Origin of the sequence: Desulfobotulus sp., from assembly GCF_034006065.1 — a bacterium.
Lineage (GTDB): Bacteria > Desulfobacterota > Desulfobacteria > Desulfobacterales > ASO4-4 > Desulfobotulus.
Window position 1 is genome coordinate 28,410 of record NZ_JAVETM010000018.1, and the last position, 25,133, is coordinate 53,542.

1 protein-coding gene (only partly in view) is annotated in these 25,133 nt (G+C 59.1%); it reads left to right on the forward strand.

Annotation, left to right across the window (positions count from 1 at the left end):
- On the forward strand, positions 1 to 25,133 hold the 5' portion of the coding sequence (locus tag RBR60_RS08645) for an Ig-like domain-containing protein (protein ID WP_320355763.1). 12,574 nt of this gene lie beyond the right edge of the window; 25,133 of the gene's 37,707 nt are visible here — the first part of the coding sequence; its start codon is at positions 1 to 3; the stop codon falls past the right edge of the window.

Sequence of the window (25,133 nt, forward strand, 5' to 3'; positions counted from 1 at the left end):
ATGGATATCCGTGCCGTGGAGCTTTCGTCCAGAGGGGGAGGGGTTTTTCCATTTTTTGTACGAATAACAGACTGTTCGGATCTGGCATCCCTTGCCCTGACAGCCGATGGTTTTCACGAGACCCGGGGAATGGATTCCGCGATTCGCAGAAATGATCTGCAACAAGGCTGCGAATTCCGTTTTGATCTTCCCTTTTCAGGCACTCTTCAGGTGGAAGCGCGGGGCGAGACCCGTACGGGGCAGGCCTTTACCCATACCGAATTTTTTCGCCACGAAAGACATCTGCCCACCCTGCGTTTCAAGGAGCTTGGTTTCGAGGAAAGGGCGGGTGAGCCCTTTCTTGCCGTCTGGGTGGAAGCCGAAGATGACACAGACATCACGTCGGTGTCTGCGGATGTGGTTGGTCTCCGGGCCTCGGATCTTCGGGCTTCCGGAGGCCTGGTGGCCGAAGCCCGGAAAACGGCCTTTGCGGATACGGACGGCAGTTTGCGGGTTTTCCCGGACTGGGATGATCAGAGTCTTTTTGTGTTCAGGATTCCCTTAAAAAACAGAATGAGCGCTGAGGCCATTGCCCAGGATGGTCTTGTGCTCATGACCCTTTCTGCCACGGATGCCTCGGGTAACCAGGCTTCTCTTTCCAGAGTGGCCTTCACGGGTAAGGATGTGGTGGAGGCTGCTGAGGATCTGCGGGTGAATCCGGAACGTATCGTATTCACAAGCCTCCTTGAAACCTCTGTTCTTCTTCCTTCTGTGCATTATCAGTTTCGGGGGCGAACCCCCCTTCCTGGTGCGGGTTCGGGAGTTCTGTATTCCTCCTCCCGACCGGATCTTGTGGGGGTCACTTCGGGTGGGGGGGTCTATCCTCTGGCGGCCACCCAGGATGAGGAGGTGCACATCACGGTCTCCTATCCGGGCCTTGCATCTGTGGAGGTGCCCGTAAGTGTTGCGCCGGACAGGCATCTTTCCGCCATCCGCATGGTGGAGGATTCGGGCGAACCTGTAAGCCTGTGGACCCTGCCGAAGCTCAACACTCGTTTTTCCTTTCCCAGACTGGAGGGCGTTTTCAGTGATGGCGGAACGGCAATCATTGATGCCCAGTTTCCCGTGACCTACAACCTGGCGGAGGATGCCGGAGGGATCCTTGACCTGCATCCAGCCCTTGGTCTCAGAGCCCTGGCCCGCGTTCCGGAGCAGTCTCCGCATTTTCTCACCATCCGGTGTCAGGGACTTGAAACCAGAGTCTCCGTTGCGGCTATGGATGCCCTCCCTGAGGTTTCCATGCTTCTTCCGGCAAGCATTGTCCAGGGCAGGGACATCGAACTCATGGCCGAGGCCAGGGACGATGTGGGCATACGGCGGGTGGATTTTTACATGGATGGCATGCGTATCGGTTCTCGGGACAATCCTCCCTACCGCATTCGTCTTGCAACGGATGCGGATATGCTGGGTCGGGTTTTCCGATTTGAGGCCCTTGCTGCGGATACGGCGGCTCAGGAAAGCCGAACTCCCGTTTCCGAGGTGCGGATTATTGCAGCCAACACGGACAAGGTGCCGGAGCTGAAAATCCTGAGTCCAACGCCCCTGCAGCGGGCCATAGAGATGGCCCCTGTGCGTTTTGAAGCGGGTCGAAAGCAGAAGGACGGGGAAGACATGGGAGACGATGTTTCCCATGTGGTCTTTCATCTGGATGGTAGAAGGGTGGGGGAGGCTTTTTTCCCTCTTATCGAAAAAAGGGGAGAGGACAGCTATCTGATCTGGCGTGTGGAAGGCCTTCTGCCTTCCATTTCCGTGGATGAGACCACCCTTGCCGTTTATGGGGAGGTCCATGGCAGAAAGGGCGGGGTACGGAATACGGCTTCGGAAACTTTTCGCATTCTCCGGAACCGATCCCCTAAAGTGAGGCTGGTTTCTCCCTTGCCCGGAGCTGCCTTCAGTCCAGGACAGAAGGTTGGGGTACGTCTTTTTGTTGAGGACGACACCCTTGCAGCGGGTACGGAAATCCGTCTTTTTGCAGACAAGGTTCAGGTGGCAAGCCGTCTCCATCAGAATAAAAGTCAGCAGTGGCACACAGGTCTTGCAACGGGTACTGTCGAGGAGGTCTTTTCCTTTGAGGTGTCTGCGGAAAAACTCGGGGACCGTATCCGTCTGCACGGAGAGGCAACGGATTTCCACGGTGTGGTGGGAAGGAGCGAAGCCCTGGATTTCCGGGTCCTTCCCGACACCCCGCCCCAGGTGGTCATCGCCTATCCCACGGAAGGAGCCCATTTTGTATCCGGACTTCCCTTTGAGATCCGCGCCCAGGCCACGGATGATGTGGGGGTCGCCAGGGTGGATTTTTATGTGGATGAGCGTCTTATCGGATCTGATTCAACTGCTCCTTACTCCGTTTCCTTCAATACGGTTGAAGACAGAACCAGAGAACGTATCCTTTCTCTTCATGCCGTGGCTACGGACAGCAGCGGACAGGTGGCAAAGAGTCTTCCTGTACGGATTACCCTCGGTCGGGATGAGGCGCCTCCCGTACTGAATCTGGCTTCCCCTGAAATCCGGCATACGGAGGCAGGTGCCGACATTGCAGAAGTGATAGAAGCGAGTACCGTGGTACTCAAGGTGACGGGCTATGACAATGTGGGGGTTACCCGTCTTCTGCTCACCGGCGTGAAGGCCGATGCTTCAGGTCATGTGCTGACCGGGGAGAAGACCGACATCCTCACCGGAGCTGATTTTGCGCCCCAGCAGATTCCAGGAGCCCTGAATGCCTTTTCTGCTTTGAAGCGGATTCGTATTCCCATGGGAACCGGTGCCGAAGGGGTGCGGGACTATCCCGTAAGTGTCAGGGCAGAAGATGCGGCGGGGAATTTTTCCGAGCTCCAGGTGCGGATTCGGGCGATCAAGGACAGACCGCCTGAGGTACTTTTTGTACGACCTGTGCATGGTGTGGTGCATGCCAGGGATCGGGTGGCGGTGGATGTGGCGGCAAAGGATGATCTCGGCGTGGTGAGGCAGGAGCTGGCCTGGTTTGTGGGGGCTTCCGCCACCCCGGTTCTTGTGCAGCACCAGGAAGTGTTGCCTCCCCATGAAAGCCATCAGGCCCATTTTGAGCTGGATCTGGCTTCTCTGAATCTTCCCAACGCGGAAGGCCTCTTGCGTGCCGTTGCCACGGCCTTGGACGCCAGGGGCCAGATGTCCGTGCAAGAGCTTCCCTTCACAGCGGCGGAGATCCGTATCGCAGCGGACCAGGAAGGTCCCCGTGTCGGTCTGATGGCTCCTGTACCGGAAATTCCGCTTTTTGCGGGAAGTGCGGTCACCCTCTCCTGGAAGGTGGTGGATGCCTCTCCCCTGAAGAGCCTGACCCTGCTGATGAACGGGGAGGTATTGAAAGAAATTCCCCTGGAAGGGATGGCTCAGTCCGGCAACCTCCATCCTGTCTCCCTTCCTTTATCCGGCGATACCGTCACCTTTACCCTGAAGGCCAGAGACGTTTTCGACAATGAGAGCATCTCCCACTGGCCCTACCCTCTGATTCAGGATCTTCCGCCCGTGGTTTCCATCCATGTGCCTGTTTCGGGTTCCCGCATGGTGGAGGGGGAAGCCCTTGCGGTTTCCGCCATCATGAGCGATGACCGGTCCGTGCAATCCGCCCTTTTTCGTATCCGCAAAGGGGATGGGATTTTAGCTGAAAAAACCTTCAATGCAGCAGAAGTGAAAAAGGCCATGGATGCCGGAGCCTATCTGATCTGGGGCACCCGTGTACCGACCCGTCCCGAAGGGGAGGGAGGTGCCGTAACCGTGGAGGTGCTGGCAACGGACAGCGCAGGCCAGCAGGGAAGGGCCGAGGTGGGCCTTGAAATTCTGGACGATCTGGAAGCCCCCGTAGTGGAGCTGATACTGCCCGAAGGGCCTTTTGCTGTGGCTCCCGGAGCGGGTTTCAGGGTAAAGGGCAGGGTGGGGGACAATCAGTATGTGGAGGGGATTTTTCCGGAGCTGATTCTGGCCGATGGCTCGATTCAGCCTCTGGCCTGGCGTTCTTCCCGCAAGGACAGGGTGGAGCGCATCGAGGTGCCCAATCCCAATTCCTTTGGTGCCCTTCTGGTGGGTACCCGTTTTTATGCGGATTTTGAAGGTACTGTGACCCTGCCTGCGGATCTGCTTTCCGAGGCGGGGAAGACCCTGGGTTTCCGCATCCGGGCCACGGACAAGGGGGTGAACACAGCCCTTTCCCCGACGCTGGATCTTCTTGTGCTTGGGGATGAGGCTGCACCGATTATCCGCATGGTTTCTCCTTCGGAAAAGGTGTATGTGGGGGAAAACCCTTCCATTTCCCTTGTGATTCAGGATGACATTGCCCTGGCATCCTGGAAATTGTCCCGCATGGATCTCTCCGGGACGGTGGTGTTGAAAGAAGGCCCTCTTTCCGGCACCCTCGCTACCTTCAATAACATCCCTCTGGACCTTTCTCATCTGGATCCGGAAAATCCTGAGAACAGCAGCACCCTCATCCTTGTGGAAGCCCGTGACGCCGCAGGCAATGGGGCCCGGACGGAAAAACGGGTGCAGCTTCTGGCTGATCCTGTAGCAAAGCTTTCCTTAGAACATCCTGCACCGGTCTCTACGGCCCTGGAAGGCGGGCTTTTCTTCTACACCTTGCGGGTGGAAGACGCCTTTTATCCCCGACCTCCTGCATTTTTCAGCCTGAACACCACCTTCCGCAATCTTCTGGAAAGAAAGTTTTCCGGTATTCACCAGAGGCAAGGGGACGCCTTACTTCCCCGCATGCGGATGACCTATCCCGAGGCGGAGGGGCTCAATTCGAAACTTGTTGTTTTTGGCCGTCCCTACCTTGAAACGGGAGAGGAGGGACTCACGGTGTATCCAAAACCCATGAGCACAGGTGCAGCCAGAATTTTGCGTCTGGAGCTTCCCCAGGGCCATACGGTGCGTTATGGCCTGCGTTACCGCCGCGGTCTGGAGTGCGGGCTTGCCACTGAAGAAAGCTGGGTGGAAGGGGCTGATGGGGTGGATCTTGGAGCCCTTGTCTCTGATTCCGGTTTTACAGCCCTTGTTATCCGGCCGGAAGTCAGGGATGCATCGGGCCGTGTTCTTGATTTTTTTATCCGGGAAATCCGCATAGATACCCACTCCCTTGCAGGAATCTCCTCCTATGCTGCGGAACGGGGCAGGCAGAATATTGGTGATGGACATCCTGTGATTTCCGTTCTGCTGGCGGATGGGGATGGAGAGGCCCTTGTTTCTGCGGGAAGCCTTGGACACATGACGGGAAAGGATTTGCGCAGGGGCAGCCTTGGCTTTCTTCCCGACGGGGTGGGATACGGAACCCTTTCCGTGTTTGGCCATGTGGTGGATCCTGTCCATGCCATTGCGGATCCGGTTCCCCTTTCTCCCCTTGCCACCTGGAATGTGGTGGCAGGGGAGGCGAGACCTGAAGTCCGCATTGTCAAGCCTGCTCCGGGCAGCCGGGTGATTCCCGGAGAGCGCCTTGAAGTCCAGGTGAAGGCCAGCCACAGCGAAGGCCTTCTGGACCGTCTGCTGCTTTTTGACGAGGGCGATCAGCGGGTACGGGAGAGCGGCGGTTATTTTGGTAAAGATACCTATACCTTCATCTATGATCTGCCCATGGATCTTGTGGGCGGTGAGGTGGGCTTGCGCGTCCGCGCCATGGACACGCGGGGCCGCAGTGATGAAGCCGCACTGCTGCTTCCCATCCAGCCCAATGCCCCACCGGAAATCCGCATGACCCGCTTTGCCACCTATAAGGTAAATGGCAGTTTCCGCAAGGTGTATACGGAAGAAGACCGCTTGAATTATGGGGAGTTCTGGGTCCGCCGCAACGAGACCTTCGGGCTTGGCTGGGAGATCATGGATGATGTGGGGCTGAAGCGTACCACCCTTTACATGAAAGAAGCCGATGGCAGCCGTGCTCTGATTTATGAAAAACACCTGGATGTACCCTGCCCCAAGGCCCATTCCAGAAAGGAAAAACTGTCCGAAGAAATCCTTTTCAACCGCAATGTGCCCACGGAATACGAGCTTGTGGTGGAGGACCTGCATGGAGAAAGGGCGCTCCGTACCTTTATTGTGCATCCTCTGACCAACATGGCGCCCGAGGTGCGTATCACAGCCCCTGCTCCGGATCAGATGATTGCCGCAGGCACCTTCCGCATTCTGGTGGGTGTGGTGGCCACGGATGACAGGGAAATCTCCGCCAATGCCATCCGTCTTTATGTCAACAATACCCTGCTTTCCGGTTCTTTGAGGGCAGTGACGTCCAAGGATGCCGCCGTGGGTGGTCCTGCGGTGGTGGACCAGGCCTTTTACGGGATACGTGCGGCCATCGCCAGCGCCTATACCGAAGAAATGGCCAGGGAATACGGCAGGCCGGACAGTCCCCATGCCCGTTTTTATCTCTGTGAGATGGAAGTGCCTTCGGGGCTGATCCGTGAAAATGAACCGGTGCGGATGACCGCGGTGATTACGGATGCGGAAAAGGCCGTTGGCCGACATGAGGTGATCTGGCAGGCAGCCGCGGATACCATTCGGCCCGAGGTGGTGGTGGAGGCACCGGAACCGGGGTACGCACCCGTGGAGGGTACGGATTTCAAATTAAGCTTCCGGGCCTACGACAATGTCAAGGTGGAGCGTATTGCGGTATATCGCAGCTATGGGGTGCGCAGCGGAGGCGGGACTTACCGGAAAACGGATTACGGCAACGCCCTTTTCACCATTGATCACATTCCCGCCAAAGACCACATTCCCATGAGCACCAGCAATGTGGATACCCCCCGCTATGAGCGTCTTTTCCATGTTCCTCTGCTGGCGGAGCTGGCCTCCCATTTTCCCGGACTTGTTGTGGATGAAAGCACCATTTTTGACGTCTGGACCCGGGTGGTGGCCTGGGATGCCAGCGGCAATGATAACCAAAGGGAGCTTGCCTGGCGGGTGCTGGTGGACGAAAGGCCCGTGGTGGATATCCTTTCCCCCGAAGACGGGGCGAAGGTGGTGGAAGGAGCACCCATTGCTGTGAATGTCCATGCCTTTGACGATGTGGGCATTCACCATGTGCGTCTGAAGGCCTTCCACGGCCTGGGGACTGATGCCGTGGAGATTGCCTCCATTCGCCATGACCAGCCGCCCTTTCAGTTCCAGGTGATGGCTCCGGCCTTTGTTCCGGGTGGCGATAACCGGATACGTATCCATGTGGAGGCCATTGACGGTTATGGTGTGAAGCATGGGGATCTGGACCGCCATAGGGCTGAAGAGGAGATTTTCCTTGAGATCGTGGAGGACGAACCGCCCGTGGTGGCCATTGGGGTTCCTGAAGATGGCACGGAGCGCATGGAGGGAGAGTTCCTGCTGGTGCAGGTGAATGCCACCGATGATGTGGGCATTGATTGTGTGATGCTCGAGGTGGATGGGCTTAAAACCGGAAACCGGGTCTTTACGGATACCCAGTATCCCTTTGAGTTTCTGGTGGAAATTCCTTACGGCCAGGCTGGCACGGATTTGATTCTTTCTGCCCAGGCCAGGGAAATCCGTTACGGAGGTATTGCAAGAACGGTGTCAACCCTGCATCCCGTACGTGTCCATGTGAAGCGGGATGTCATCGCACCGGAAATTCTCATTCGTCGGCCTGAAAATGCCGTCGCCGATGCGGTGGAGTTCCGTACCCTGCCCTTTGAGCTGGATGTGAAAGACAATGTGCGGGTGAGTCTGGTTCAGGCGGATCTGATTTTACAGGATGGCGGAATGGAAAGGGTGGTGGCTCAGCGTCTCATGCTCACCCCTCCCTATGCCGCAAGCCTTACCCTGAAGGGCATTGCCGATTATCTGGGCCGGGAGGACAATCTTCCGGAAAGCCTTGCCATGAGCTTACGTTTTACGGCACGCGATGGGGCGGGCAATGTGTCCACCCTTTCCCTTCCCGTGAATCTTCGGCGGAATCTGCCACCGAAATTGCATGTGATGAAGTTTCTGGATGCCAGGGGATACAGCCTTGGAGAGATGCCCAGGGGTCTTACGGAAGGGCGGAAGATCATCGTGGCCCTTGAGGCAGGCCATGATGCGGACGAATTCGGTGTGGACAAGGTAAGGCTGGAGCAGGCCCTGGGTACAGGGGAAGCCTTAGATTTCTTCACGGAAGTGGGAGAAGACCATGCCGCTCCCTTCCTCTTTCACATGAAGGTTCCCGCAGGCCATGCGGGGGATCAGCTGCGGTTCCGGGCCCATGCCGTGGATGTGGACGGTATTCATTCCGTGGAGCCTTTGGTGCGCACCCTGGAGATTCTTCCGGATCTTCCGCCCACGGCGGTCATTGTCCATCCTCTGGAACGCAGTGTGGTGATAGAGGGCGAAGCCCTGGAAATCCGGGTGAAGACGGAAGATGACCTTGGCTGGGAGGGCATCGACCGGGTGATATTTTATGTGAACGATATCCCTGTGCACACGGCCTGGAACAATGTCACGGATGTATCCGGCAGCTATGCCATGAACAATGAATACAGAGCTGTGATCCAGCCCCCCAGAGGTGTGGATGGATTTTATCTCCACGCCGAGGCCTATGATGTGCTGGGTCAGATGGGCCGCTCCCAGACCGTGCGGGTGGGCCAGATCCCGGATACGGTGAAACCCCGTCTTTCCGTCCTCTGGCCTGCGGAAGGGGCCATTCTCACAGCGGCAAAACCTCTGCGCATCACAGCCCTTGTGGAGGACATCGGGTATGAGGATGAGAGGCGGGTTTTTGCCCGTCTTGTGCGGGAATATCGCAGGGAAGGACTCTGGGTTGAGGCTGCGGCCAGTGGAGATCAGGAGCTTTTCCGCAATGACGAGAGAGAGGCGGGAGATCCGACACCCGTCAGCAATCCCGACCATCACCGCTACATCTACTGGAAGGATTTTGTGGGCAGCGGGGATCTTCTGATCCGGGAGGGGCTGCCCGATGAGCGTTTGGTGGTGCAGGTCCGGGTGGAAGCTCCGCCCCATGGTCCTGTTCTTTCCGAGACCCGTCATGAGGTGGGGCTTGGCCTTTCAGAGCAGCGCTTTTTCCTGCCCGCCCTGCCGGAAGCCTCCCACCGGAGTCTTGCACGATCCGTCCACTATACGGCCCTGGGGCAGTTTCAGACGGAAAACCGTACGGGGGGACTCATCGCAGCCTGGAGTACCTGGGATCCCATGCGTCTGGAACCGGGGTTAGGCAATGCCCTGTATCCGGTTTACTCCTACGAGACCCTGCCCCGCACAGGCCTCTTCCTGGCCGATGATGTGGGCGGAAACCCCGGGGGGGACGGAGCCCTGTACCTGCACTCCGAGCTGCTTTCCGGTGCTTCGGAGATCTTCACCGGCACCATCACGGAAGTACATGCGGACAGCGCCTTTGTTCTTGCTTCCAAGACCGGTGTTTCCTTTGCCCCTTCTGAAAAGACGCCGGAAAGTTCCTTTGTGAATGCCCTCCGGGCTACCATCGCCAAGAACCCCGAAACGGGGAAGGCCCATGACGGGCACGGGGAAGGCGAGCTTCTGGTCTACAATGTCCGCAATGCGGACGGACATTTTGGCTTGCCCTATCTGCTCACCGGCCGCCTGGACATGCCCTACAAGGAAGTGCACGGCCTCGCCCGCATCGACGATCTGGCCCTGGTGGCCAATGGCCATGGCGGGGTGCAGGTGGTGGACATCAGTAACCTCTCCGCCCCTTACCACGTGGGCTATATCAAGCCCGACGGCTATGCCCGGGATGTGGCGGTGATGGATCATTACGCCCTCATCGCGGCCTCTCATCAGGGTCTGGTGGTGGCGGATCTCCAGAGCCCCTCCCTTGCCATTATCTCCCACATCGATACCCATGGGGTGGCCAACCGGCTTTTTGTGGAAGGCCGCACCGTGTATGTGGCGGACATGGCCGGGGACGGCAGGGTGTCCCGCCTCAACATCATTGACCTGAGCGATCCCTACCGTCCTGAAATGAAACGCACCGTGGATCTTCTGCCCGCACGGCCGGATTTTGTGGCGGACGGCGCCTATGATGTGCTGGTGGCCGGAGGCAGGGCTTACGTCACGGTTCTCTATTCGGATCAGGAGGACAGGCCATCCCAGACCCTGGTGGAGGTGGTGGATCTCGGGGCTCCGGACTTTGAAGATTCCACCATTCCTGCCCTGATCCATGAAAGGGCCACAGAGCGGGATTTTGCGGCCCGGGGTATGGCACTGGCCTGGGGTAAGGTGCATGTGGCAGGCGGCAGGCAGGGGCTTTGCGCCCTGGAGCTGCCGGGACTTTCCGTTTCAGGCCACTCCCCCGCATCCGAGGCCAGGGATGTGGATACGGACCTGGCCTTCATCGGTGTGGAGTTTTCCAGATCCCTACCCGAAGATCTGAATTTCAGGGAGCATGTACGTATCCAGATGATGGACGCCCGCATGGGCGAGGAAGTGACGGAGCACTTTACCTTTGCCTTTGCCGAAGGTGAGGGCATGGAGTCGAGGCGACGGCTGCGCATCCTGCCCAGGGAAGGAACAACGCTTTCAGTCAACACGGCCTACCTCGTTACCCTGCAAAAGGGAATGCCTGCCGCAGTGGGCGGTCCCCTGGGCCGGGACTACACCTTCCGTTTTTTCACAAGCCGCAGCGCGGATGGGGCAAAACCCCGCATCGTTCATTTGTCTCCGGACAAGGGGTCCATCCAGGGTGGAACGGAAATCACCGTATCCGGCTATGATTTCGGCAGGAATCCCGTCCTCTATCTTGGCGGTCAGCGCCTGGTCATCCAGGAGGTGCTGGAGGGTTCCGGGGCTCCGGACGGCCTTGACCGCGTGCGGGCCATCACCGCTCCCCACTATGCAGGCCCGGCATCCTTAAGGCTTGTGCATGAGAACGGCCGGGAGCATATGGCCATCGGTATCTTCACCTATGTGGATATGTTGCAGATCGGTTTTGTCCATCCTGCGGTGGTGCGGGTGGCCCAGACCGGTGAACGGGACCGGGTGACCCTTACGGGCTATGGTTTCCATGATGGTCTGGAGCTTCGGGTGTACAGGCCCGGAGACACCCTGCCTCTGGCGAAAAACACGGTGGACGGGGATGCCCTCTCCCTCTACAGCGCTGAAAGGATGGACTGGCTTGTTCCGAGGATAGAGGAGGGGCAGTACCGGGGATTTGTGGACATTGAGTTGCGGGACGGGCAGGGTCGCAGGGCCTACGCACCCCAGGCCCTGTTCTATGGTCGTCTGGCCGTTAACCGTACCTTAGAAACGGCAAAGGAAGTCCTTAAGGTGCCCGATCCCCTGAAGATGCCGCCGGGTCGCATTCAGGATCTTGTGACGGATGCGGATCTGGGGCTTGTCTATGTCATGGGCCGCGGGACAGAGGGGCTTTCCCCCGGAAGGGTTTTTGATGTGAAGGACATGGATCAGGTGGCAAGGAGCTGGCTCTCCCTGATCCGTTATCCCCAAGGCCGCGTCCAGGATGCTGCGCCCATGTTCCGCCTGGGTTATTATGACCTGCCTGCGGATCTTCGGCCCGAAACCCTTATTCTTTCGGAAAAGCAGCTGTATGTGGCGGCCGAGGCCCTGCATTTTCCCCACATTAAAACCCCCTTTGCCAACCAGCGGGTGATCCTCGTTTATGACCGCATCCTGAAACTTCCCGGAGAAGACGGAGGAGAACTGCCGCCCGAAGGAGACTACAGGGACTGGCGCTATGCCCTGCCCCTGCCCTTTACCAAGGCCCCCACCACCCTGGCCCTGGCGGGAGATCTTCTTTTTGCCGGTAACGCTGTGGATGGCCTTGCCGTGATCCATGTGGCGGACCCCATGAAACCCGCACTGATCCGGGTGATGAAAACGGCCCGTGTGCAAGGCATGGAGGTGGCCTTGAAACCCCATGGCCTGCAGATCGTGGGAGATCATCTTCATGTGCATGGAGGCCGCAGACTGGTCTTTTCCCTGCGCAGCCCAGGGTTGCCCCAGGTGGGGGCTTTTTCCGCCAAAAGGCATGCCGCAGGTATCAGGAAGAGCAGACTCCTTGCGGAGCATGGCAGCGCGAATTTTGATCTTTCCCTGATGGATACCACAAGACCTTCCCATGTACGGACCCTGGGGCATTACGACAGCCGGGGGACTTTTCTTTCCGGGACTGTGAAAAAAGTGGGGGCGGGCACCAGTCTGGTCTTCAGCGCATCGGATGAATGGAGTGAACGTTCTCCAGGGAATCGTCACTACCTTTCCCTCTATGATGTCCAGAGTCCGGAGCTGCCCCTTCTTCTCGATGCGGTGCACTATGGGGAAGGGGAGGCTGTGATGGCCGCAGATCTTGCCGCAGACGGCATGCTGGCCGTGGCCACAGCTTCCCGTCTGCGTCTTGTGGATACCCTGGTGCTGGATCTCAAAGAGTCCCTTCCTGCAAACGGAGCTTCGGGTATTGCCCTGGATACGGGTATCCGTCTGCACTTCAACCGTCCCCCTCCTGTGGAAGAAGGTCTGGATACGGGGGCAAGCTATGGCCCTTATATCCGTCTCTTCCGGGAGGACGGCAGCGAAAAGGGGATTTCACTTCCCTTCACCCTGAACCGGGATCCTTCCAATCCCGCCATTTTTCTTGTGCAGCCCCAAAACTCCCTTGCCCCGGGCGCATCTTTCCGTCTGGAACTGAAGGAGGCGGTCGCCAGTCGGCGTACGCGGGGACTTTTCAATTATGAGATCCGTTTTCAAACGGGCAGGGATCATCTCGGCGCTCCTGAAATTACAGGGGTGACACCCTCGGTGCTGGAAACCGGTGGGGGTGAAGTGGTGGTCCGGGTAAAAAATGCCCATGCTCCCACCTTTACCATCGCGGACAGGGAAGCCCGGATTCTTGAAAGCACAGAGGAAGAGGGGCATGTCCGGGCCTTCAGGCTGGAAGCCCCTGCCAATCTTGCGGGACCGGCCCTGCTGCGGGTGGAAAATGGGAATGGAGCTTTCCATGAAAGGATAGGCGCCCTTCTCTACGTGGAGCCCCTGATCCTGAAAAGACTCTCTCCGGCCTGGGGTTCCCTGGGCGGTGCTACGGAGGTGGTTCTGACGGGGCAGGGCTTCCGGCCCGGATTGAACCGGGTAGAGGTTTTCTTTGGCGGTATTCCCGTGGCCGAAGACAGGATTCGGGTGCTGGATCCGGAGCGGGTGCTGGTGGAAACTCCGGCCAACCGCATCGGTACGGTGGATGTGGAAGTGCGTCTGGATACGGGGCAGTCTGCTGTTCTGGAAAAGGCCTTCACCTATCTGGAGCCGGTGCAATCGCGGATTCCCGGAGGCAGCCGTATCCGTCACATGGCCCTGGATGCCACGGGGACCTATCTGGTCACCGCGACAGGGGGCAGTGTGCAGGTTTACAACATTGATCCCGCATTTTTGAAAGGGAAGGACGGTGCGCCCCTGTCTTTGGACCTTCTGCGGGGTCTTGTGGACCGGGATGGCAATAAGCAGGATGACCGCATTGTCAGCAGTTTCACCCTTCCGGACGGTTATACAGCCATGGGCGTGGCCCCCTATTTTGAGCGGGGGATGCAGCGGGTGCTGGTCACGGGGGTAAAACCCGGAGAGCCCGGATCCGCCGCCTTTTTCGTTTTAGCCTATGACCCCATGGACATGAAGAGGGTGACCCTTGTCACCCGGCTTCCCCTCTTTTCCGATCTGGCAAGGGGCATTGAAGCAGGCCAGCAGCGGGCTGTGCTGGCCATGGGAGAGCGGGGCATCGGCTGGGTGGATATTCATATCCAGACCAAGGCCTACCTTTCCCGCACCTTTGCCCTGCCCGACAACAGATCCGCCTTAGATGTGGCAAGGCTTGGGCCGGAACCCGGAGCCAAAGACCGCTATGCCGTGGTGGCGGGCAAATTCAATGTGGCGGAAAACCGCCTGGAAGCCCCGGAGGATCCTTTTACCGGCGGGTTTTATATTGTGGAGACGGATCCTCTTTCCGGAGGCCGGATTCTCGGTTCCCTGCCCGTACCTGCCAGCCGGGTGCGCATAGAGGGAAATCGGGCCTATCTCGCCGCAGGGGATGGCGGTGCGGTGATTGTGGACATTGCAGATCCCTCAAAGCCGAAAATCCTTTCCCGCATCACGGCCTTTGGTTCTGTGCGGGATCTCGATGTACTGGGCAACACCCTTTATCTTGCCCTGGGTGAAAGGGGGATTCTTACCGTGGATGTGACCCGGCCGGATCGTCCCCAGATCCGGGAGGGCCTGGAAAACCATCCGGACATTCCCATGGAGAATGTCATTGCCGGGCGCTATGGTGCCATCGGCGGGGGCAGTGGCCTTGTTCAGGTGGGAAAGGATGTGGTGCTCAAGGTGGTGGATGTGCTTCCCTACCGGGGCATTCTGGATAAAGGGGCGGACGGGCCTGTGCGCATCCGGGTGCGCTTTAATAAAGACATTTCTGTGCTGCCCGAGGAATCCGGCAACCTTTTCCGCTTTCATCTGAAGGATGAAAGCGGCAGAAAAATTCCCTGCTCTACGGAAATTCAGTCCAATGACGTGATTCTTACCTTAGACCCCGACCATGGTCTGGAGCTGGGAGACAGGGCGCATCTGCGGGTGGAGGCGGGGGTGGCCTACATCAAGCCCATCCATTCGTCCCGTCTGACCCTTTACAGGCTGGAGCAGGATCAGCACTTCACCTTCATCTACCGTGGGGCGCGGCCGGATGCCCTGAGCCTCGATACCCTGCTTCCAAGGCGGGTCCCCGTCGGAAAATCCGCCCTCATTACCGTATCCGGTCTGGGCATTCCCGCAGATCCCGAAAGGGTGCGTCTCTTTGTGGGCGGTCATGGGCTTCGGATACAGGCCATTGAAACCAATGACGCGGAGGAGAGGGCTGCCATCATCCGGGCTGAACTGCCTGCCCTGAGCCGGGCCGGTACCTATGATCTGGTGGTGGAAGTGAACAAGGCCGGGATCTGGGAAAGTGCTGCCCTCTTGGGAGCTTTGCAGGTGGACGCAGTGGTGCGCTTTGACCGGATTCTTCCCTCCTGGGGTCCTGTGGAGGGGGGGAGTACCCTGACCCTCTACGGAGACGGTTTTGAACCGGGCAATACGGTGATGGACGGCGTGGAGGTGGTCATCGGCAACACGCCCGTCGCTTCCTTAAGGGTTCTTTCCTGGGACAGGATGGAGGTGGTAACAAGGCCCGGCACCGTGGGCAGACACCGGGTGACGGGCAAGGACCGCTATGGTCATGAAGCCCGGCTTTCCGAAGAGGTGGGTTTTGGCTATGGCATGAAACAGCTTTCAAGCCACAGCGTGTCCTTTTCTCCCTCGGATGTATGGGTGGATGCAGGTACAGGTCTGGCCTTCACCAACGGGGGACATCTTGGAGAAGGCTATACCCTGCACCCCTTTGCGGGTTTCCGCTTTGTGGAAACCGTGGCTGCCGCAGGCTTTGACGTGCAGAATTCGGAGGCCCCCCTGCTTACGGGAATGGTGGGTACCCTGCCCAGCGGACCGGAGGGCAGAAAAATCCTTGAACAGGCGGCGAAATACCATGCTCTGGCCTTTCAGGGGGCTCTGGAAGGCTTGCGGCCTGATGAGGAAAAACGTCTTCGGGATCTGGGCCAGGATCTTCCTGCCTTCGGCTATGATTCCATCCGTCTTTATTCCGATGAGGTTCTGGAAGAAGGAGTGAAACGCAAACGCCTTTATGTGGCCTCGGGATCCGGCGGCGTCAAAGCCCTGAATCTGGATGAAGCCAACGGCCTGCAGAAGATTTCCCAGGTGCTGGATCGGAATGCGGGAAAACGGGTGGGATCCGTCGTGAAGCTCGGTCCCAGCCTTTTTGCTGGTCAGACGGGGCATGGCGTCTGCCGGTCGGAGGAACCCTGCAAAGATCCGGGGCTTGTGGAAACCCTCTCCTATCATTATGCAAAAGATCCTGTCGTTCTCGGTTCCCTGACCGATGCCTGGGGGCAGACCATACAAGGATCCCGTTTTGTGGGAGAAGATGGGGGCTGGCTTTTTGCGGGTGGTCTGCTTTGGCAGAATAAATGGAAGCCCAAAGAAGAGGAACCTCCCTATATTATTTCCCGGAGAACTTATACCGGAAAACCCTTTGGTCCTCCGCCCATTGAGGAGGGCGTGGACTCCGGAGAAAGGGAGCACCTGCTCACCGCCCTGAACCTCCAGGACAGGGCCCTGCGCATGGCCTATCCTCTGGCGGGAAGTCTTCATGATCTGGCGGTATACGGGGATGTGCTTTTTGCGGGAACGGACGCGGGTATTGAGATTCTCGACCGCAAAGACCCTGAAAAACGCAGTCTCTTTGCCATCGCACCGCCTTTGCAGCAGAAGACCGGTGCGGGCTACAGGATGCGCAGCTTCGGCAGCCTTCTTTTTGCGGCTGCGGGCGGTGGCGGGGTGATCGTTTTGGATATCCGCGATCCCTGGCATCCCGAGGTGATTTCCGCGGGCAATGCCCAGGTGGTGGAAGGCCTGGATGTGTACAAGGACAGGCTGATCACCGTTTCCGGAGGCGGAGGAATGAAGCTTCTGGAGCTTCCCGGTGCCTTTGTGGTGGAAAGCTCCGTGCCGGAAAGGGGCCGGATGGTTGCGGCGGCACCCTATGTGTTGCGTTTTAACGAATGGCTGACCCTTGAGTCCCTGAAGGAGGCGGAGGCCATCCGGGTGCTGCGGGAAGACGGAGAGGAGGCCGTGCCCTTTCAGCTTGAAGCAGAGGGGGGAGACGGGGGCGTCTCGGACACCTTCCGGCTTCTGTTTGACCGCAGCCCCGGCGTTTCTTATCGCATCCATGTGGAAAAAGCCCGCAATCTGCGGGGGGGAGGACTCTGGAGGCCCTTTACGGGCCGGGTTCTTGCCGGGCCGGAAGGGGCACTGCAGCCCCGTGTGCATTCCGTGGAAGGGGGGCTTGTGCTCCGGGGTTCGGAAAAAAGCATCCGCATCCACGGGGAAGATTTCCGCAACAGTCCGGATCTTGAGGTATTGGTGGGCATCTGGCCCGTTCCCGTGGTCTGGCTGGACAGTACGACCTTAGAAATTCCGGGCGGCGCCCTGAATCTGCTGCCCCTTCAGCCGGGCGCCCATCATCTTCGGGTAAGGGATCTCGATTTTGCTGCGGACGTGCCCGGCGGCATTGTGCTGGCGGAAAAATCCGAAGATACCCGTTTTACGGTGTCTCCGGACTCGGGCAGTACCGCAGGGGGAAGCCTCGTCAAAGTCAGCGCCGATGGTCCAGCCATTCTGCCCGGAGCCAAGGTTGTCATGCGGCCGGTGGGAACCCATGGAGAAGGGGATCTGCGTTCCCGTTTCTCCGAAGAGGGTTTTGCCATTGTGGATCTGAAGGATGATGTGCAGACCCTTTCCTCCTTTCAGTTCCGGCTTCCCGGCCTGGGTACGGAGGATCCCCTCTTTTATGATGTTTATCTCGATATGGGCGGGGAGCTGGTGCACGCAGGAACCTTCTCCTATACCCTGGATGAGAGCCGGGCCATGGACCTGCCCAATTATCCGCCCATGACCATCGGTGCCGTTCATATCCGGGACCGGGAGATGTTTGTGGGGGTGAAGTCCGGGAAAAAGCCCAGTGCGACCAATCGTTTTCTCATGGAATCCGGTCTTGAGATCTACGACATTTCCATCTGGGACAGACCCGTCCGGCTTTCCCAGATGCCCACGGAGGCTCCTGTTACTGGCCTTGCGGTGCGGGATCATCTGGCCTTTCTCGCCGCAGATCAGGAGGGGCTTCTTGTGGTGGATGTCTCCGACATCAAAGAGCCCCTTCTCCTCAACCGCTTCCCCGTACCGGGCCACAGGGCCACGGATCTTGCCCTGAACGCCAACCGCCGCTGGCTGACCATGGCCGTTGCCGATGATCTGGGCACGGGCTACCTGCGCTTTTTTGATCTCATGGATCCGGAGCTGGACCCACCGGCAGGCCTTGCCGTGATCCCCCTGGCCGAGGGGGCGGTTGCGGGTCAGCCCCTGGCCCTGCAATGGCAGGGAGATACCCTTTTTGTCCTTCTTGCTCAGCAGGGGCGTCTGGTGCTGGTGGAGGTGAACGGCCTGGATACGGGGCCTGTCCTCAAGGCCTTCCCCCTGGAAAGGGGGCAGATGAAGGGGTCTTTCAGGGATGTTTCCCTTGCCGTCCTTTATGGTCGCGTGGTCATCACCAATGGCTCGGATTATGTGATCCATGAAAAAAGCGGTGAGGGGTACAGGGCTGTGTACTGGCAGGAGATGCCAAGGGGACATCATGCGCTCTGCCTTGATGAGGGCGGACTTCTCGCCGCAGGCGGTATTGGTCTTATGCCCACGCCCGCCGTTTCCCTGGCTGTGGCGGCCCTGAATCCTGGGCCTGGTGCCCTTCTCCATGGCGGAGAAAAGATCCGGATTCACCTGAACCGCCGCATTGACACCCGGCCTGAAAGTCTGGAAGCGGCCATTTTCCTGAAGGACAGCACAGGGGCACTTCTGGGTGAAGACACCTTTACCCTGGAGGGCATCAACACCCTTTCCGGCAGTTATGTGGATATCCACTTTGCACCTGCCCCTGCCCATACAGGAAAGGTACGCCTTGAGATAAAAGGGGATCTTCTGGATACGGCGGGAAAGAATCTCAGCCAGCCGGTCACTGCGGAATATACGCTGAAGCAGGGCCTCCGTCCTGTTCTCCATTCCGTGTTCCGGGTGAATAAGGACAAGACCTACGGGCACTTCTTCCACGGAGACGGCAGGGAAGAGGTTCGGGTGGAAGGCCGGGGTTTTGGCCGGAACACCGCAGGCCTTGAAGTCTTTGTGGGGGATGTCCGCATTTCGGAAAGCCAGATTCTTTCCGTGGATGAGGAGGTTTTCACCTTCCGTCTGCCCGCACTGCATCTGGCCCTTTCCACGGCGGCCCTGCCTCTCCGCGTGCTGAAGGACGGGGCCGAGGCCCTGCTCCATGGGGCGCTGGTCATCCAGCCCAGGCTGGTGCTTCAGGAAGTGAAGCCTGCCATGGGGCCGCCCCAGGGCGGCAATGTGCTGGAGCTTCTGGGTGCGGGTTTCTCCAGCCATGTGCGGGTGAAGGTGGGAGCCGCCGAAGCCGGGGATCTCAGGGTGTACAGCGCAAACCGCATCACCGTGCGGGTGCCCGCGGGCAGTTTCGGGCCTGCGGATGTGTCCGTGACCACCCGTCTTTTCCCGGATGAGGCAAGTGTGCTTCAGGGTGCCTATTTCTATGCCAGTCAGGCCACAGGCTCCGCCGCGCTTTCCGGAGCGGGTGAGGCCGCTACCCCCGTTTCTGCCGTGGCGGTCAGGGATCAGGTGCTCTATTCCCTCACCGGCGGCTCCTATGCCGCCCGGGACCGCCAGGGCAGGAGCCTCGGCCGTCCCGGCACAAGCCGTGGCAGGCTCTATATCCATGACATCTCAGATCCCGTGCGGCCGAGACTTCTTGAAAAGACCCTTGCGGACCTGAGTCAGCCCTTCCACTTTGAGGCCCAGCTGCCGCCCGAAGGCTTCCGGGATCTTGCCTTTGAAGGCCGGGATCTTTTCCTTGTGGGCGGTAAAAGGCTTTTTCATTTTGACATCACCCTGCCTTCGGATCCCCTGCTCCTTGCGGAAATCCCCATGGCTGCGGATCTGCGTTCGGTACAGATCCGGGACGGGCTGGTTTATGTGGCAGGAGACGGAGGGCTTTCCATTTATCGCATGGATGCGGAAAGGGGCCTGCGGGAGCTTGGCCGCCTTTCATCCACCGATCTTGGAGGCGCACCCGGAGCCTTACGTTTTGATGGAGACCGCCTCTGGATGGGGATTCCCGATGCCGGAGCCCTGGTGGTGCTGGAGCTGGCTTCGGGGGCCTTTAAGATCGTGGCAAGGCATCCCCTCAGGGATATGGGCGGCCATGGGCTTTCGCCTGCGGATCTGCTGGTGCTCCACGACCGGGTGCTGGTGTCCGGCGGCGGCCGGGGAACGGTGGTCTGTTATGGTCTGGGGCTGAAGGGACTTGTGCCTGTGGCGGAGCTGCGCCTTGCCTATCTTGTGGCGGGCGGGGATGTCTTTGCAGGCCGTATGCAGCTTCAGGGACACAGACTTTTTGTGGCGGGTGGAGAAGGGGATCTTCAGGTCTTTGACATCGCATCCTGGCTTTCCGGAGACTATGGCAGGGAGATCGCTCTGGAGGATTATTACGGTCTCATCGGGGATGTGCGTACCTTTGGCATCGGCAGGGGCGCTCTGTATGCGGGTTCCACCCATGTGTATGCGGAGGGCCGTCCTGCGGAAAACCCCTTAGAGCCTGGTGCCTCTATATCGCAGCTGGGAGGCAGCGTACACACCCTGGTGCAGGAGGCCCTCACCGTGGTGGAACAATACCCCCTTCCCGACGGGGTGATTCCCGGCAATGCTGCCCTCAGTCTTCAGTTTAACCGCATTCTGGACCCGCTCCAGATGGCGGAGATGAAGGACCATCTTCTTGCCGTAAGCCTTGCGGGCAGTCCCGTTGAGGGCTGGGTGGATGTCGAGGTGAACAACACGGGGACCCGCCTTGGGTTCAGACCGGCAAGGCCCTTTGAGGATGGCAGGCGTTATGTTCTCACCCTTTCCGGTGCTCTGCGGGATCTTTCCGGCCGGACCCTGGGCCGGGAGTATCGTTTCCGCTTTGTGGCGCAGGATGCGGTGCAGCCGGAAATTCACGGCTTCAGGCCGGATCTTGCTTCCTGGCGGGGCGGGGTGGAGGCTGTACTCCGGGGCCGGGGTTTTACCGGGGAAAGCCGGGTGCGCATTGCGGGTATGGAGGTGGCCGGAGATAAGATCCTTTCTGTTTCCGACGGAGAAATCTGCTTTATTCTTCCAGGGCTGGAAGGCCCGCCAGAGACCAACCGCCTTGCCGGTGCCGAGGTAATCAACGGAAAACTGAAGGCCTTCCGGGCCGGGCTTTTCCTTTATGTCACGGATCCGGAAGTCTCTTCCATGGGCCGCTATGACAGCCAGACCGGGCAGGTGAACGGCAATCTCCATGAATTTGTCTATGGTTCCGGAGAATGGCTGGGGCTGAAGGGCAGGGGGTTCAGCCTGGATACCCGTGTTCTTGTCCATGGCAGACCCGTGGAAACCCGCCTTGTGAATGCCGACACCCTCATTTTCCGCATTCCTGATGCGGCCATCGGGCCTCTGGATGTGCACCTTGAAAACCTTCCGGACGGCTCGGACCGGATCCAGGTGGCAGGTCTCTCCCTGGCCTTTGAGGCCCGGAGGTGGATGGCGCAGAATACGGCCCTCTTTGCCCGTTCCGGCGATTTCATGGCCCTGCACGAGGTGCAGTCTTCCCGTCAGGAGACACGCTACTTCATCGCCCTTTATGCCACACCCGACGGCGAAGCCCCCATCTTTTTGTCCCGCCTGGAAGTTTCAGGCCCTCTCAATCAGCTGGCTATGGGGGAAGGCTGGCTTCTGGCCCATCTTCAAGATCCCGACAGCCTTCTTGTGGTCAGTCTCGCCAATCCCTATGCACCGGAGCTGGCGCATACTCTCGTCAACCCCGGCGGAGACCGTTTCCGAAAACTCTGGATTCAAGGGGAGAATTTCATTGGCTTTGGTGAAGAGGGTGCGCTTTTCCAGGGCAGTCTCCATGGGGCGGGCTGGCATCGTTTTGAAACCCAGGCCCTGGATGCGGATTTTGACGGCAGACGGCTTTACCTCCTTTATCCCACCCGCATCGGCCTGCGGTATCCCGAAACTCTGGGTACGGAAACCGGATCCAGCCCCCATGTGCTGGTGAATCCCAAAAAAATCCGCTGTGCGGATCAGCGCATGCTGGTTTTAGAATCCAACCGTCTGGAATTCTGGCTCACGGAAACCGAAGATGGCCTGCCCCGGTCCCTGGGCAGCGCCTTTTTCCCCAATCTCAAGGATGCCGCCGCATCCGGTGATCTTCTTGTGGTGGAAACCCTGGAGAAGGGAAGCCAGCGCTGGCTTCTCCATGATGTGGACATGGAAGGGGAAGGCCAGCTCCTTGCCGCCCGCAGAATAACGGCCATCCGTGCGCCGGAAAATAGAAGGGTGCATTTCCATGGGGATCTTCTGGAGTGGACGGGGCAGGGCTACCACAGTCTGAAACTGCCCCTGTTCAATACCATGGGTCTGCGACCCACCCCAGACATTGAAGATCCCTTTGCCCTGCTCAGGCTTCAGGTGAGCGGGGACGCTTCCGCCTGGAGAGAAGTACTCACGGAGGTGCGGGATGCTTCGGGAAGGCTTCTGGAAGGCCATCAGCGCCATCTTGGTCGGGAGCTTCAGTTCCAGATCACAGGGGAAGGCTATGTGGAGGGGGAACTTTATGAAGTGGGGCTCTTCAATGCGCCCATGGCCCTCATAGAAGGGGGAAGGCTTCATCTGGATCTTCCCTGGCGGATACGGGCGGCCCTTCCCATGGGCCTGACCCCGCCCCTTTTGCAGGGTGTGAAACCCCTGGCAACGGTGACGGGAAGAAATACCCGGTTCACGGCTTCGGGAACGGGCCTTGACGGTGTGGAAACCCTGCATCTGAACGGATCGGCCCTTTCCATGGTGGATGTGGAGAAGGAAGAAGGCGGCCGCAGGCTTCATTTCAAGGCCACCCTGGATATGCCCGGATTTTATACCTTAACGGCCCAGGGACCGGGCGGAAGCTCCCGTCTTGATGCGGCCATTTCCGTGCAGGAGGCCCTGGCCGTTTCAGGTCTTGCAACGGACAACCCCAGAGGAGATCAGCTTTTAAGTGATGCTGGCGGCACCTGGGTTGCGCTTTCGGGCAAGGGTCTTAGCGATGGCAGGGTGCAGCTTCATTTCTTCCCCGCAGGCGGGGGCTTTGAGCCCGGTCCTGAAAACCGCAGGACTTATGCCACCCTGGAAGGGGGCATCCGTTTCAAGGCACCGGCGGTGTTGCCGGAGCAGGCTTATACTCTGGTACTCCGTAAGGGGGAAACCCAAGAAAGGCTGGATCTTGAAGCCGTCCTGAGGGGCGTGGACGATACCCGGCCCAAGCTCAAAGAAGAAAAAGCCTTCAGCGGAAGCAGACCCGGTGAGCTGGTCTTTGACGAAGCCATGGTGGCGGAAGCACTTTCGGTGTCCTGCGTTTTCCTTGATTATTCCGGCAGGCCGGAGGCGGATTATTCTTCTCGATTTGAGCTGCGCACAGAGGGCGGGCATGTGCATTACAGGCTGAAACCGGGGGAAAACCTCGGCCCCAACCAGCGCTGCACCTTCCGCATCACAGGACTTGCGGATCTTTATGACAACCTGCCCGTGAATGGCAGCAAGCTGAAAGAAGGCATCTACACCCACACCTTCAGCATGCCCGATACCCTGGCCCCACGGGATCTGAAACTGATCCGGGAAAAAGACGGCCTTACCGCAGACGACCTTTCCATGGTGCTGACCCGGAACAGAAGCCATGGCTTCCTTGTTTCCGCCGTGGACAACATGACGGAAAAGGAGGCTTTGCGTTTCCAGGTCCGGATTTCAAAGGATGACGGCTTGACTTTTGGTCCCTGGACAGGGGTGGGCCCCAAAGGCCTGGTTCTTTCCCCTGCGGAAGGGGACAGCGCCTTGCGTATACGGCTTCAGGTGCGGGATGGGGCGGGTCTTGAGACCGAGGCCCTGTACCGCATTGCCCTGAAGGATCCGGAGATTCTGCTGGAAAGCTTTGAAACGGAACCGGCCCCTGTGGAGGAGATTTCCAGGGCGGATCTTGTCTTCCGTCTCAAGGGAGATACGGATCTCATCACCCATGCGGTGCTGGCCGTGGGCGACCATTCCTGGACCCTGGCTGCGGATGCCGCCCGTCCCGGTATTTTCCGTCAGGCCTATCTCCATCCCAGGATCAAGGATATGCCGGATCCGGAAAATCCCAGGGTCCGGGCCACCCTTGCCGTGCATTATGGTTATGGAACTCCCCGGATGTTCACGGGTGAGCATCTGATGGTGAAGGACGCAACCCCGCCTGTGGTGCGCATTGTTTCTCCGGACGACGGGGCCAGAATCCCCATGGGCGAGGTGACGGATGTGCGGATTCAGAGCTTTGACCGTTACGGCATTGACGAGGTCTTTGTCCGGGTGAACGGAGGCCCAGAGGAAGCCCTTGCCAATCCCGGAAAGTACAGCCTTCTTCCCGTGGATGAGACGCCGCTCCGGGTGGAGGCCTGGGCCAGGGACGGCAGCGGCCTGGTTTCCCAGCCCGTGGCTATCACCCTTTATCCCTATGATCCGGAAAAGGGCGCGCCCCGGCTGGATCTCTACCGGCCCGAGGACGGCTCCCTCTTCCACGAAGGGGAGACCGTGACCCTGGAGATGGGGCTGCGCAATCTCAAGGAAGCCACCCTTTTCATGGATGTGGGGGCGCAGACGGATGATCCCAGAAATCCGGCGCCTCTGGTTTTCACCCGCACAGAGGAAGAGCCCGAGCGTTTCACCCGCAGGGTCACCCTTCCCAGAACCGGGGAAAACATTGTGGTGCTGCTGCGGCTTCAGGCCGGAGATCTGGTGGCCCGGAGATTTGTGAACCTGCAGCGGGACGAAGGTCTTCCGGAAAACATGGAGATCCGATCCCTGCCGAAATCCCGCCTGCTGACGGGTACGGAACTCTGGGTGGAGGCCCTGCCTCCTGCGGACATGAAGGATTTCAGTCCTGATTCCTCCGTATGGGTGGAAGAACCCGAAGGCGGTACGGCTTCCTTTAACGTGACCATAGGCACTGGTCCGCAGAAGATCGCCGTGGGCAGCCAAGGAGAGAGGCTTGCGATCCGCTCCCTCCTGAAGGACAGATCCGGAAACGAAAAGGAGGAAAGCCGCAGCCTGACCAAGCTTGCCTACCTTGGTGCGGCGGATGAGGAAATCACCGAGGCCGGAGCGCCGGATCGGGTGCTGGGCGCCATGGCGGCCCTGCCTTCGTCCGATGGTGGAACTTTGGATCTTTATTATGTGGAAAACTGCCGGTCCGGCGGCTATACCCTTCACGGTCCCGGCGGGCCGGTGGAAAATGCGGATCAGGGAAGGCTGGATGGTCTGGTCTTCACCGGAGCCGGGCTCATGGCGGAAAAGGAAAGGGCGGGGGAACGCTGGCTTTCCTTCTGGCCCCTGACCTCCGCAGGCCTGGGTTCCGGCAGGGACTGGCCCCT